The sequence below is a fragment of the Luteibacter rhizovicinus DSM 16549 genome, from assembly GCF_001887595.1.
Taxonomy (GTDB): domain Bacteria; phylum Pseudomonadota; class Gammaproteobacteria; order Xanthomonadales; family Rhodanobacteraceae; genus Luteibacter; species Luteibacter rhizovicinus.
On record NZ_CP017480.1, the window covers coordinates 357,452 to 370,914 of the forward strand.

Below are 13,463 nucleotides of genomic sequence, written 5' to 3' on the forward strand. Positions count from 1 at the left end.
GCGGTTCCTTCGTGGGTAAGGGAATGACGTTGGATCAGCGGCTGATGGCGACGTGTTTCGCGTCACCGAAGGTGTCGGCACCGGAGATGACGATCTTGTCGCCCTCTTTCAGGCCGCTCAGGATTTCGACCTTGTCGATGCTGCTCGCCCCGACGCGGATGTCACGACGATCGGCCATGCCGTCGGCGACGACGTAGGCGTAGCGTCCAGCGCTTTCGTCGACAAAGGAGCCGCGCTGAACCGTGAGCACGTTGTCGCGCTTGTCGAGGAGCACGCGAACGGAGAGACGCTGGCTCTGGCGCAGCTGGCTCGGCGTGGCACCGTCGAAGCGCAGGCGGGCGGCGACTTCACCGTTGACCACCTCGGGCGAGATCGCACTGACCTTGCCGTTCCAGACCTTGCCGTTGCCGCTGATCTCGCCCGGCATGCCGATCGCGAGATCCCGAGCGAAGCTCTCGGGCACCTTCATCTCCACCTGCAGGGCGGAAAGGTCGATGACGCTGAGCAGCTGGGCGTCCTTCGCGACAGTGGCACGCTCGGCGATGAACGCCTGGCCCACCTGGCCGTCGACCGGCGACTTCACGTTGAGCTCTTCGACCTGGCGCTCGAGGTCCTGCACCAGCAGCACCTGGCGGTCATAGGCCAGCTTCTTGGCCTGGATGTCGAAGGTCAGGCTGCCGTTGTCGGTGGTGAGATCGGACTGCGCGTGCTTCACCGTGACGTCGGCCTTGTCGAGCGTGGACTTGGCCTTGTCGACATCGGCGACCGGCACGGCGCCTTTCGCGAAGGCACCTTCATAGCGCTTGAGGTCACGCTGGCCGGCGGTCTGATCGATGACCGCGTTGTCGTAAGCCTTCTGCAGCTCGGAGCGCTTCTTCGTCGCATCGATCTGCGCACGCAGGAATTCCACCTTCGCCGCGTCGGCAGCCGAACGTTCCTGGGCGAGTTTGGCGGCGAGGTCGGGACTGGTGATGGTGGCGAGCACCTGGTCTTTCTTGACCACGTCGCCCGGGTGCACGGTCAGCACGACGGCGCCGGCGGATGTCGCGTAGAGCGTGGGGCTCACGGCAGCCACGACCTTGCCTTCGGCGGCGATATCGCGAACGAAGGGGCCGCGCGATACCGTGGCGAAACTGAGTCGCGAGGCACTCACCGAGCTGTCCGCAGAGAACATCGTGGCGACGTGGGGCAGCACGAACGCGAGCGCGGCGACCACGGCAACGCCAGCGCCGATGTAGATGATCAGCTTGCGTTTGCGGTTGGAGCCGACCTCGACGAGGCGGTCAGTGGCGGAGGTATCGCGGATCATGCTGGCTTCCCTGGATTTTCTTTGAAGGGAAGAGAGCAAACCGCGTGCCAAGCCGCTACATTGTTTTAAAACAGCAAGTTAGGATGCCTTTCGCGTCTCCATGCCGTGTCCGCGGACAAAGTGTCCGGACACTGCGCCGGTCGGACAGGCGGTCGCTCAGACCGTGATACCTACCGACTCCGAGACCGCGATGTCACGCGCCACGCCACGGCCCAGCGAGGAGATCAGCACATCGCGCGCGCCCAGCACGGTGAAACCGACCATGCGCCGGCGCGTGAAGGAGAGCACGCGGGCCCGCGATGCACGCAACCACTCGCGATCGGGCCGTTCCCGCGCCGGTGCGTCGACCGATGTCGCATCGACGAACAGGCCATCCCAAGCGAGGTAATCGGTGTCGGGCAGCAGGTAGATGCGGGCAAGCGCTTCGCCTTCCCCGCTCACGCAATCGATCCACTCGCGCGGACCTTCCGCGGTGATTGCGCAGGTGAGGCCGACGTAGCGCGTGGCCAGCAGTGGCGCGAGATCCGCCGATTCGACGAGGCAGCCGAAGGGCGCGTTGTCCTGAAACGGACAGCCTTTCGCACCCGGCGCGAGATACAAGACGCCGCCGAGCTGACCAAGGCCTTCGACAAGGGTGCGGGGCGTCACCGCCAGCCAGCGCGTGGTGGGGGTGGAACGGGCACGCGAATGCATGCCGAACGAAGCTAACCAGCCGAACATGGCGTCTCCCGGGTGACTGCCGGAAAAGGATGCCTGGCTGGGCGGCCTGGGAGGGCCAGCGTGGCTTGGCGTCGGGGAGAATGTACCTAGCGGAGCAGACCTTATGGGCACAGGCCGACTGACTAAGGCCCTTACTTGGTAAGGATGAGCTTGTCGTTGCGCGTAAGACGCAGGTGGTACTCATTGCCCTGGTGCTCGATGACGAGCTCCCGCGAGCCGTCAAGCAGACGCGTGCTTTCGATACGACGGGCGACGGCGGGGGCGGCCCGCAGCGCAACGACCTTGTCACGGCCGCCGTTGTCGGTCAGGGGAAGCGATCTCATCAACATGGCTCAGCTCCGGGGTCTGGGTTCGCCTTTGATGATAACGATTCTCATTTACGAGTCAAGAGGGTGGGCACCGAAGGCTCTGCGCGACGAACCTCCACGCAAGCGGCGGCGCGAGCCGCTAAAAACACGCACTCGCAACGCGAGTGAACCGATAAAAAAGCCCCGGGCTGGCCGGGGCGTTTTTGAAGAGCATCGCCGCTGAAGCGGCTCCCACAGGAACCGCTGGCCGGCGTCATGCGTCGGCGTGCATATCCAGCAGGGTCGCCTCGAGCGCCTCCAGGTCCGGGATCACGGCCGTGTCGTCGCGGACGAGGACACGGGCGCGGACGCCGAACGGAAGGTCGTGGCCGTCATGGGTCGGCAGGAGGAGCTCCGCGTTAAGCGTTGTCAGGCGGGGGAAACCGTGGGTCAGGACCGCGATATAAGGCATGTCCGGATGATTCGTCACGCCCTTCAACACCGCCACGCGAGGCGCCTGGTTCACACCGTCTTCGGGTAGCGGAGCGACGTGATCGAAACGCACCAGCGGAATGCGCCAGCCACGCCAAGCGATCCGCCCGACCAGCCACGCCGGTGCGTCGACCACCGGCTCGACACCGGCCAACGTGATCACTTCGGCCACCGCGGCGTTCGGCAACAGCAGGCGCACGCCGCCACTGGGAATCAGGACGCAGCGGATTTCGCGCGGTAACGGCTCGCTCATGGGAATTCCTCGATCAGTTTCTGTGCCAGCGCGTGAACGTCGCCGGCGAAACCGGCCACGCGTTCCTCGCGAATCCCGGCCACCATATGCCCAGCCTCGGCCTCGGGTGCGACCGTCTCGACCCAGACACGGCCGCCGGCGTCGTACACCGCCTGCGAACCGGCCACGGCATCGTTGCCACGACCGGCGAAGACAATCGCCAGCGCATCCGTACCGAACCCGCCGGCGAGCGTGCTGAAGATGCCATCGATCGAGGGGCCGGACGCGGAACCTGTGCTGCCATCCTCACGTACGGTGACGCTGCCGTCGCGGCGGATCTGCACATGCGCGCCACGGGGCACCACGAGGATCTCGCCATGCGCGGTGTGCGACCCATCCGTGGCCACGCGGGCGCGGCCAAGGCGTTGGGCGAAACCGTTCGGGTCCTGATCGTGGTGGACCGCGACCAGGATCACCGCAGGCATGCGCTTGGGCAAGGCGGCGACGAAGGCGGTCACGGCGGCTTCGCTTTCACGCGAACCACCCAACGCGACGATGCGACGCACTGCACGCGCGCTGCCCTCGAGGAACATTTCGTGCGAGAAGTCGCCGTCGGTACGCGGCGCGACCGCTTCCTCCAGCGACACGAGCTCGAGCGACAGCCCGGGCTCGAAGCCGTACGAGCCGTCGTCGACCACGTCCTGCGCGAGGTATTCGGCAGCGCTGACGGTTTCGATACCGAAGTCGGCCGGGCTGCCATGCGCAGGCACGTCGAGAACGATCGTGTCGTGATCCACCAGATCCCATTCGGGGGCCGGCGGCGGTACGTATTCCGTGGCGCGCGATTCGATCTGGAGCGCAGGCACGCTCTCCGGGGAAGCTGCTGTCGCGACATCCTCGTCCGCGGACAGACTGAACTGACTGACGTCGAATTCCTGTTCCACGGCGGGGGCCGGAGGCGGTGCCTCGTCCACCACTTCGAAACCCGAGAGATCGAGCGAAGCCAGTTCGGTCAGCTCAAGCGGCGACGAAGGAATGTCTTCCAGCCCGTCGGAGCCATTGATCGAGTTCGCATCGCTATCAGCCAGCAAGGCCTCGAGCTCGGCGGCGAGCCTGACAGGATCGCTGCCCTCGCCCTCTTCCCCACCCTCTTCCACGACGTCGGTCTGGGCCGCCGAGAAATCCAGGGAGTCGGCCAGATCGTCGGCGCTGTCGATGGCGTCGCCGTCATCCTCTGGCGCAACGAAACCGACATCCTCGGCCATCGTCATCAGCGTCTCGGCATAGCCATGGCTGCCGGTGATGGCGAGATCGTCCACCAGCGGCTCGTCGAACGTTTCTTCTGCAGGTGCGGCCACGCCGGCGATCGCCTCGAGTCGCGGCTCGATGGCGCGCGCATCCTCCGGACGAGGCGGATCCATGGGGTTCGTACCGACCAGCTTGGCGGCGAGATGCCGGGCCCAACGGGCACGATCCCAGCCTTCCAGGTTGCGGCTGGCGTCGGCATCGTTGAACACGAGGCGCGGGTGACCGCCTTCGACCGTGTCATAGAGACGGTCGAGATCGCCATCGCTGGGGTCGTCGAGATCGACCACGACCACATCCGCCGAGGCGCCAACCAGTTCGGCCGGGGCGAAGGCCCGCAGGTCCGACTCATAGACGATCCGCGCGCCCTGCGCGACGAGGGCGTCGCGCAGGTGTGCGGCAAGCGCCGCGTCGTCGAACAGCAACGCGACCGACGGCTCGCGATCAGCCATGGGTCACTCCGAGCACGTCGTTGATCTGCACGATGAGGTCGTTCTCCTGGTAAGGCTTGCCGATGTAGCGCTCGACACCGATGTCGAACGCGCGCTGGCGATGCTTATCGCCCGTGCGCGAGGTGATCATGATGATCGGCACACCCGCCAGGCGTTCGTCCGCCTTCATCTGCGTCGCCAGTTCATAGCCGTCCATGCGCGGCATTTCGATATCGAGCAACATCAGGTCGGGCACCCGCTCGTTGAGCTTCTCGAGAGCGTCCACGCCATCCTTTGCCGTCATCACTTCGAACTCGTGACGCTCGAGCACGCGACCGGTGACCTTGCGCATGGTGATCGAATCATCGACCACCATGACCAGCGGCTTCACGCGGACCTCGTCCTGCACGCGCGGGGCGTGAGGCACGGCGGCCTCGGCCTCGAATGCACGGCGTGCCACACCGTGGCGAACCATCGGTGCGAGATCGAGAATCATCAGCACCGAACCGTCGCCCATGATCGTCGCGCCGAGGATGCCCGGTACCGAGCTGACCTGCGGACCAACCGGCTTGACCACGATTTCGCGTGAGCCGAGCACGGCATCGACGCGGATCGCAGCACGCAGGTCGCCCGAACGGGCGAGCAGCAGTGGGACGTCGCCTTCCTCGGGCGAGGAGACCACGTGCACGCCCAGCAGCTGCGGCAGGTCGTGGATGGTGTAGTCGTCGCCGAGGTAGTCGAAGCTCGGGATTTCCTCGGCCATGCGATGCGCCAGCTCGTTCGGAGCCACGCGAGCCACACCGTGCACCGAGGTCATCGGAATCGCGAAGTTGGTTTCGCCGATGCGCACGATCAGTGCCTGGGTCACCGCGAGGGTGAACGGCAGGCGCATCACGAACGTCGTGCCGACGCCCTTCTGCGATTCGATACCCAGCGTACCGCCGAGCTGCTTGATCTCGTTCGCGACGACGTCCATGCCGACGCCGCGCCCCGCCACCTGGGTGACCTTCTCCGCCGTGGAGAAGCCCGGTACCTGGGTAAGCTGGAAGATCTGGTCGTCGGAGACGCGCGCGTCCGGACGCAGCAGGCCGCGCTCGATCGCCTTGGCGCGAATCACGTCGCGGTCCATGCCGGCACCGTCGTCGGAGAGGCGAACCACGACCTCGGTCGCTTCACGCGACACCTGGATACGTACGGTGCCTTCCGGGTTCTTGCCCGTCGCCTCGCGGGTGTCCGGTGCCTCGATGCCGTGGGCAACCGCGTTGCGCAGCATGTGCTCGAACGGCGCCTTGATGCGGTCGAGCATGTTGCGATCCATTTCGCCGTTGGCGCCTTCCACCACCAGCTGGGCCCGCTTGCCGACATCGCCGGCCGCCTGGCGCAGCGTGCGGCGCAGGTTGGGCACCATCGCGTCGAACGGCAACATGCGCGTCTGCATGAGACCTTCCTGCAGTTCCGCATTGACTCGCTGCTGCTGGAGCAGGAGGTTTTCGGACTGGCGGGTCAGCTCATCGAGGATCGTCTGCAGCGACACGAGATCGGATACCGACTCGGCCAGTGCTCGCGAGTACTGCTGCAGCTGCGAGAAGCGATCGAGCTCGAGCGGATCGAAGTTCGTCGCACCCGTTTCGCGGTGTTCCTGGTGGTAACGCGCGATGATCTGCGCTTCGGTTTCGATTTCGAGCATACGCAGCTGGCTGCGCAGGCGGCTGACCGTCTGTTCGTGCTCGGTGAGCGTCGAACGGAAGCTGGCCGTCTGCTGTTCCAGGCGCGAGCGGTAGATCGACACTTCACCGGCATGGTTCACCAGCGTGTCGAGCATGTCGGCGCGAACGCGGATCTGTTCCTGCGACGAGCGCTGGAGTTCCTCTTCCTCGAACTCCGGCAACAGCTCCGGCAGGTCGTGGTCGAGGACCGGAATCGTCTCGGCCTCGGCCAGCGAGTCGAAGCCAGGCATCGGCGTCGGGTCGACGGTGATGATCGCGGCCTCGCGCTCTTCGCGATAGCTTTCGGCCGTGAGCGTATCCGGTGCGATCGGCGCACCGGCAAGACGCGCGAACGGCTCGATATCGGCGTCGTTGAGTGCAATGGCACGGCCCAGGGCAATGCTCTGGATCATGCCGTGCAGACGGTCGAAGCCGACCTCGGTCGCTTCGATGGCGGGGCGATCGCTCTCGCGCTGCCCCCGGCCACCGCATCGAGCAAGGCTTCCATCGCGTGAGCGAGATCGCCCACGACGGCCAGGCCAGCCATGCGCGCGCTGCCCTTGAGCGTATGCAGGTCGCGCTGGAGGGCGGTCACGTGCTCGGCCATCTGCGGTTCGGTACGCCATGCCGCGAGGGCACCATCGGCGTGATCGAGAATCTCGCGACCTTCCTCGACGAAGACCTCGAGCAGGTCGGGATCGATATCCGCGTATGGCGAGAGTTCGGGGATCATGGCTACGACGGGCTCGTCGACCGGCGTGTGGACCGGCACGGCAAGCGCTTCGTGCGACTGATCTTCGATGACGATGGCGTCGTTTGCCGGCTCGTCCAACGATGCCGCGACAAGCAACGGCTCCCCGACATCCGAGGCAGCCACGACTTCCGGCGACACGTCGACTTCCGACGGCACCTCGACGTCCGAAGACGCCTCGACGGTTTCGTCGATGGTCGTGGGTTCCGTGACCTCGGCGAGCTCCGTCGGCTCGACGGTGGTGGTCTCGGCCGGCGACGCGTCCAGGGCGAACGCCTCGTCGGCGAGGAAACCCTCTTCCTCGGAGACGGTCTCGTCGATCGTCTCTTCGTCGTCGATCAGGCGCGGCTCGACCAGGCCATCGTCACTGTGCAGTACGTCGCCGTCATGCGACATCGGCTGCGGCAAGGCACCGGCTTCTTCCGGCGCAGCCGCATCGTCGGCAAGGCCGCCGATGAGCGAACGCCACGTCGCGTCTTCTTCCGCGTCGTACTTGAGGATCGGCTTGACCTCGCCTTCGGGCTTGTCGACCTGGAAGCCTTCGAACGAAGCCAGCAGTTCGGCGGTGAGGTCGGCGGTCGCGTCGGACAGGTCGGAGGTGTCGATCGGATCGAGTTCGATCCCTGCAATCGCATCGTGTTCGTCGTGTTCGTCGTGCGCAGCGACCGGCACGACGTCGTTCGCCGTGTCGTTGGCGATGTGCTGACGCGCACGCTCTGCGTTCGCCTCGCCGTCGGCCAATTCACGCGCGGCGAGTTCGCCGGACAGCATGGCCTCGAGTTCGGCCTCGAGATTTTCGTGCGTGGGTGCCTCGGCCTCGAACGAGGTCGATGCCACCGGCACGTCCTCGATAACCGATTCCTCGACAGCGGGCGCCTGCCCGTCCGACGGGGACGTGTCGCGCAGAAGCGCTTCGAGCTCATCCTCGTCGAACGTGATGTCGTCGATACGCTCGTCGGTCACGACCGGCGTTTCTTCGACCACGTCCGGCGCGTCGACGGCCTCGATGTCTTCGAAAGCCACCGGTTCCTGGAAAGCGACCCGTGCCTCGTCGTGCACGACCGGGGCATCTGCTGCGACTTCGTCTTCCAGCGGCTGCGGGTCCGGCTCGTACAGGATGTGGGCGACCGTGGCTTCGGGCTGTTCGTCACGCAGCGCGACGATCTGCGCGGCGAGCGCGGAGACGTCGGGGACGCGCGGGTCCGGCGCGTCGAACTGCTCCATGACGTGATCGACCAGGTCGGCCGCATCCGTGAGCGCATCGACACCCTTCGGACGCAGCGGCACGCCACTGGCGCGGACGCGCTTGATCAGGCCCTCGAGCGGCGCGAGCACCTGGATGAGCACCGGGATATCGACCATGCCGATGGCACCGTGCAGGGTATGCACGGCACGCAGCAAGCCGTCATCCACCGGCAGCTCGCCGTCGCCGGCGAGCGCGAGGTTGGCGCGGATCACGTGCAGGTACTGGGCCACTTCGGTACGCAGGATATCCAGCAGCACCGCGTCGACCGGCGGCAGCGGCGGAGCCACGTACGGCGGATCCATCGGCGCCGCTTCGACGGGCTCCGACGGCGTATGGCCGTAACTGGCGAACGCCGCCGTCGGCACCGCGGCGATCGTGTCGCGCGGCACGCGACGCTTGACCCGCGTGCGAACCGTGTGGACCGAACTCTTCGCGACGTCTTCCACGAAGGCGTTGTCGCCCATCGCCAGGCGATCGGCCGTCTCCATGATCGCGGCGATCGGTGCGCCCGGTGTGGACTCGCCTTCCAGGGCCGACTTGAGCTGGGGCAGCGCATCCACGGCGTGGCGAATGAGCGCCTGCACGCCGTCGTGCGGGGTGATCGTGTGGTCGAGCACACGATTGAGCATGTTCTCGACCTTCCAGGCGAACTCGCCCAGCAGGCGCGCGCCGACCAGGCGTCCGGAGCCCTTCAGGGTGTGGAACGAGCGGCGGATCGGAACCAGCGCCTCGATCCGCTCGGGATCCTTCAGCCAGGCGTCCTGCGCAGCGAGCAGGTTGCCGATCTCTTCTTCGGTTTCCTCGAGGAAGATCTCGCGGATTTCGTCGTCGATGCCGTCGACCGTGATCTGGAATCCGGCGAACTCGGCATTGCCCGTGCCGCCGACTTCCTGCTCGACTTCCTCTTCGATCTCGACCCAGTCTTCCTCGCCCGTCGCCGCGACAGCCACGTCGTGGGCGACCGCCTCGCTGGCGTGTGCCTGGGCCTGTTCGATCTCCGCCTCGGTGGGCGGCTCGTCGAGAAGGTCGAAGGTGTCGGCGAAGCTGGACACGGTCTCGCCTGCGTCGACGCTGGTCGACGGCACGGCGATATGTTCGATAGCAGCGGTGTCGATCGCTTCGAGCGCGGCATCGCCGAGCGACACCTCGTCTTCCACGACCGGTACCGGCCAGTAGCCGAGCTCGGCCAGGCTTTGCTGGGTCACATCGAGGATGTGCTCGAGGCCGCCACGATGTTCGCGCGCCGCTTCCAGGTAATACTCGAGGGCGGCCAGCGCGTCGGCAAGGCGATCCATCTGCGCACCGTTGGGCACGCGACGGTCACCGAGCAGTTCGCGGTGGATGAACAGGCCAATGCCATCGGCCAGCTCGGCCGGACGCGGGGCGCCCAGCATGTTCATGGCACCACCGATCTCGCCCATGAGTTCAGGCGTGCCGTCGAGCTGCGCGTGGTCCCATGAGGACTCCACGAAGGCGACGATCGCGTCCTTCACCCTGGAGGTGTTGGCGGTGGCTTCACGCATCAGCGTGGAAAGGATGTGGCGTGCTTCGCTGCGCGGCAGCGGCGACGGGCCCGAATCGGAAACCTGGGCTTCGCCCTCGCCTTCCGCGCCCAGTCGCTCGATGTGGTCGTCCAGCGAGGCTTCGACGTACAGCAGCGCACCGGCGACGTCGAGCAAGGCCTCTTCGTCGGGCGAGCGCTGGCCCGTGGCGATCTCGCCGAGGATCCGGCGCTGTTCGCCGACCACGCGACGCGGCACACCCAGGGCAAGCATGCCCAGCGTGTCGCCGACGCGGTCGAGTACCTCGGCTTGCGGGCCGAGCTGCGCGGGATCGCCATCGGGGCGACGCAGGAATAGATCGAGCGATTCCTTCACCCGCAGCAGGTCTTCCTTGATCGCCACCGACACGGTGTCGAGCAGGGCGCGGTTGTGCCCGGACATGGAGCCACGGGCGTGTTCGAGCTCGGCGGCACGCGGCAGCAGGCCGTCCAGGCGATAGGTCTGGCGGAGTTCCTCGATACGATCGCTGCCGGTCTTGGCCTGGGCGACGTAATAAAGGAGCTTGCGGGCGAGATCGTCGGATTCGCCGGTCAGCAGGACTTCCTCACCACCGTCGACCAGTTCGCGGATCGAGCGATCCACGCGGCCGATCAGCTGACGGACGTCCTTTTCATGAGCACGCAGCACACCGCGCTCGAGGCCTTCGAGCACGCCAGCGGCTATCCACCACAGGCGGCGGCCGGCAATCGTGTAGCAGCGCGCGGCGATCGCATCGAGCGTGGCACGCATGCCGAGCAACTGGCGTTCATTGCCCTGCCCGCGGAACCATGCCAGCAACTGCTGCTGGAAACGCACGCGCAGCTCCGCCAGCTCGGCGCGATGCGCCTCGGCCACCGACGGGTCGCTCGCACCGGGCGCGCCGATCGGCAGCATGGTGTCGAGGTTGGGCGTGAACAGCGCGGATTCGTGCAGCGATTGCTCGCCACGACTTGCGCGCAAGTCGTTGAGCAAGGGCAGCAGGACGATCGGTACGTCACGATGGCCGCTCTGCAGACGCTCGAGGTAATCGGGCATCTGCATCATGCCGCGCATCAGCGCGGCATAGGCGTCATCACGATGAGCGACCCGGTCGTCGATGAGGGCGGCAACCAGCTGCTCCATTTCGCCGACAACCATCGCGGCGCCGTAGAGCTCGACCATACGCAACGTGCCGTGGACCTGGTGCAGGTCGGCGGCGCAAGTGTGCATGACGTAGGCGTCGCGAGAATCCTCGACATACGACTCGAGGGCCTGGCGTGCCTTGGACAGGGCGTCGTCGAGCTCCGCCTTGACCCAATGCAGCGTCGTGAAATCGGTATGGTCTTGAAGTCTCACTGCATCAGCCCGGCAGCTTGAAGTTCGCGACGGACAGGCGCAGGTCGTTCGCGAGCTGGGCCAGGTTGCCGATCGATTCCGCCGTCTGGCTTGCGCCCAACGACGTCTGCGACGTGATCTCCTGGATGACGTTCATCGTTGCCGAAGTATCGGTCGCCGCAGCGGACTGCTGGCGTGCCGCGGCCGAGATGTTCTGAATCAGCGCCGACAGATCGTTCGAGACGCGCTCGATGTCGCCCAGCGCGGTACCCGCATCCTCAGCCAGTCTTGCACCGGCGACCACCTCGGCGGTGGTCTGTTCCATCGAACTGACCGCCTCGTTGGTATCGGACTGAATGGTCTGCACCAGCGTTTCGATTCGCTTGGTCGCGCTGGCGGAACGTTCGGCGAGGCGCTGGACTTCGTCCGCGACGACCGCGAAACCGCGGCCCGCTTCACCGGCCGATGCCGCCTGGATGGCTGCATTCAAAGCGAGGATGTTGGTCTGTTCGGCGATGTCGTTGATCAGTTCCACGATCGAGCCGATTTCCTGCGACGACTCACCCAGTCGCTTGATTCGCTTCGAGGTTTCCTGGATCTGGTCACGAATCGAGTCCATGCCCTGAATCGTCTCGCGCACCACTTCCGCGCCGCGCGAGGCGATCTGCACGGAGCGCTGGGCCACGTCGGCCGATTCCGCGGAATCCTTCGACACGGTATCCATCGAGGTCGCGATCTGGTTAATGGCGGAGGTTGCCGAGGTGATCTGCTGCGCCTGCTGTTCCGCCGCGTCGGCCAGGTGCATGGCGGTCGCCTGCGTTTCCTGTGCCGCCGCCGAGACGCGAACCGCCGTCTCGTTAATCGTGGTCACGAGGTTGCGCATCTCGTCGACCGCGGAGTTCATGGCGTCCGCGATGGCGCCCGTGATGTCCTCGGTGACCGTGGCCTTGATGGTCAGGTCGCCTTCGGCGAGCGTACCCATCTCGTCCAGCAACCGCATAATGGCCGTCTGGTTACGCTGGTTGAGTTCGGAGGTGCTCTCGAGACGCTGGCGCTGGTCGCGCACCAGGGTGACGACGAGCAGCAGGGCGAAGGCCACCGTGGCGAGTGCGCCGACGAGACCCCAGCCCACGTTCGGGAAGAGACGGAACTTCTTGGCGATCTGGTCCGCGGATTCGTTCGCGCGGAGCAAAACGGTCTGCGAGTCGAGCGATGCCTGGTTACCGGCGCGCTTCACGTCCTGCAGGTTGGGCGATGCCGCGACCAGCTGGGCCACCGGGTCGACCAGGTCGCCCCACGAGGTCTGCATGCCTTCGAGGATCTTGCGTGCGTTGGTGTCGGTCATCGCACGGACGCCGCCGTCGGCATTGCCGTCGATCAGGCCCTTGAGCACCGCGCCATACAGCTGCGCGTCGCGGGAGAGACCGTCGGCTGCGGACTGCGCGCCATCACCACCCTGCAGGATTTCCTGCACACGACGGATCATGCGGTCAGCCATCAGCATCCAGCGGGCGATGGTGAAGGTCTGCTCCGAAGAAGCGTTCTTCTGCTGGACGATGTTCAGTACTTCGTCGGTACGCGAGTTCAGCAGGGGCATCTGCTTGGAGAACAGGTCGGCACGCTCACCGGAACTCAGGACCAGGTCCTTGTTCGAGAGGATCTTGCCGATGTCCGCGTCGAGCTGGTGCCAGGCGTTGGCCAGGGCACTGACCGAGCGGCCGGATGGCGTCGTGTCGTTCTCGGCGTACGAGGGCATGCCGGTCTTTTCGTCGCCCTTGACCAGTCGCTGCACCGCCGAGTCGATGGTGTTGCGCGTCGCCGCCAATTCGCGGAAGGAGTCGCGGTTGCCGTCGGACGCCTCGAGTGCGTACTTCGCGGTCTGCTGCGAAAGCACCTGCACCTGGGTCGTCAGCGCGATGGCTTCGCGATCCTCACCGTTCTTGATATTCAGCCACCAGAAGTCGACCGACGCCAAACCGATAGCCAGAAGCAGTGCCACGATAACCATCGTGTAGCCACGTTCCCGGCCTGCGCCCCCTGTTGTCGTACTCATACTCACCTCGACCAAACCTGGCAAAGCTAGTCACCGGCGCCTCGAATGAGGCCGTCGGCATGACGAAGCGGCCGCA

At 65.9% G+C, this 13,463-nt stretch carries 6 protein-coding genes and 2 pseudogenes; all 8 read right to left on the reverse strand.

What is annotated here, in order from left to right; genetic code table 11:
- Nucleotides 1-34 precede the first annotated feature (34 nt).
- The 8 genes and pseudogenes from BJI69_RS01715 to BJI69_RS01750 all read right to left on the reverse strand — a co-directional run bounded on the left by BJI69_RS01715 (nt 35) and on the right by BJI69_RS01750 (nt 13,342).
- Complete coding sequence (locus BJI69_RS01715) at nt 35-1,309, reverse strand: efflux RND transporter periplasmic adaptor subunit (protein ID WP_046968473.1); 1,275 nt, start codon at nt 1,307-1,309, stop codon at nt 35-37.
- A gap of 156 nt (nt 1,310-1,465) precedes the next feature.
- Nucleotides 1,466-2,029, reverse strand: a complete 564-nt coding sequence (locus BJI69_RS01720; RefSeq protein WP_052767269.1) for a hypothetical protein — start codon at nt 2,027-2,029, stop codon at nt 1,466-1,468.
- A gap of 131 nt (nt 2,030-2,160) precedes the next feature.
- A complete protein-coding gene (gene hemP / locus BJI69_RS01725; RefSeq protein WP_046968472.1) occupies nt 2,161-2,358 on the reverse strand; it encodes a hemin uptake protein HemP in 198 nt (65 codons plus the stop codon).
- A gap of 232 nt (nt 2,359-2,590) precedes the next feature.
- Nucleotides 2,591-3,061 (reverse strand): chemotaxis protein CheW, encoded by a 471-nt coding sequence (locus BJI69_RS01730; RefSeq protein WP_046968471.1) that lies wholly within the window; start codon nt 3,059-3,061, stop codon nt 2,591-2,593.
- Complete coding sequence (locus BJI69_RS01735; RefSeq protein WP_046968470.1) at nt 3,058-4,797, reverse strand: chemotaxis protein CheB; 1,740 nt, start codon at nt 4,795-4,797, stop codon at nt 3,058-3,060. The genes BJI69_RS01730 and BJI69_RS01735 overlap by 4 nt, the downstream gene beginning before the upstream one ends.
- Nucleotides 4,790-7,188, reverse strand: a pseudogene (locus BJI69_RS22805) (response regulator); the annotation flags it as partial. The pseudogene BJI69_RS22805 and the gene BJI69_RS01735, both read right to left, overlap by 8 nt.
- A 1,116-nt stretch (nt 7,189-8,304) precedes the next feature.
- Nucleotides 8,305-11,355: pseudogene (locus tag BJI69_RS22810) on the reverse strand (FimL-related protein); the annotation flags it as partial.
- A gap of 4 nt (nt 11,356-11,359) precedes the next feature.
- Complete coding sequence (locus BJI69_RS01750) at nt 11,360-13,342, reverse strand: methyl-accepting chemotaxis protein (RefSeq protein ID WP_125903166.1); 1,983 nt, start codon at nt 13,340-13,342, stop codon at nt 11,360-11,362.
- Nucleotides 13,343-13,463: the final 121 nt, after the last annotated feature.

Bases quoted from the DNA above. Each gene is read 5' to 3' on its own strand.
- BJI69_RS01730 (WP_046968471.1), bottom strand. From the start codon at position 3,061: ATGAGCGAGCCGTTACCGCGCGAAATCCGCTGCGTCCTGATTCCCAGT.
- BJI69_RS01720 (WP_052767269.1), bottom strand. From the start codon at position 2,029: ATGTTCGGCTGGTTAGCTTCGTTCGGCATGCATTCGCGTGCCCGTTCC.
- BJI69_RS01715 (WP_046968473.1), bottom strand. From the start codon at position 1,309: ATGATCCGCGATACCTCCGCCACTGACCGCCTCGTCGAGGTCGGCTCC.
- hemP (WP_046968472.1), bottom strand. From the start codon at position 2,358: ATGTTGATGAGATCGCTTCCCCTGACCGACAACGGCGGCCGTGACAAG.
- BJI69_RS01735 (WP_046968470.1), bottom strand. From the start codon at position 4,797: ATGGCTGATCGCGAGCCGTCGGTCGCGTTGCTGTTCGACGACGCGGCG.
- BJI69_RS01750 (WP_125903166.1), bottom strand. From the start codon at position 13,342: ATGGTTATCGTGGCACTGCTTCTGGCTATCGGTTTGGCGTCGGTCGAC.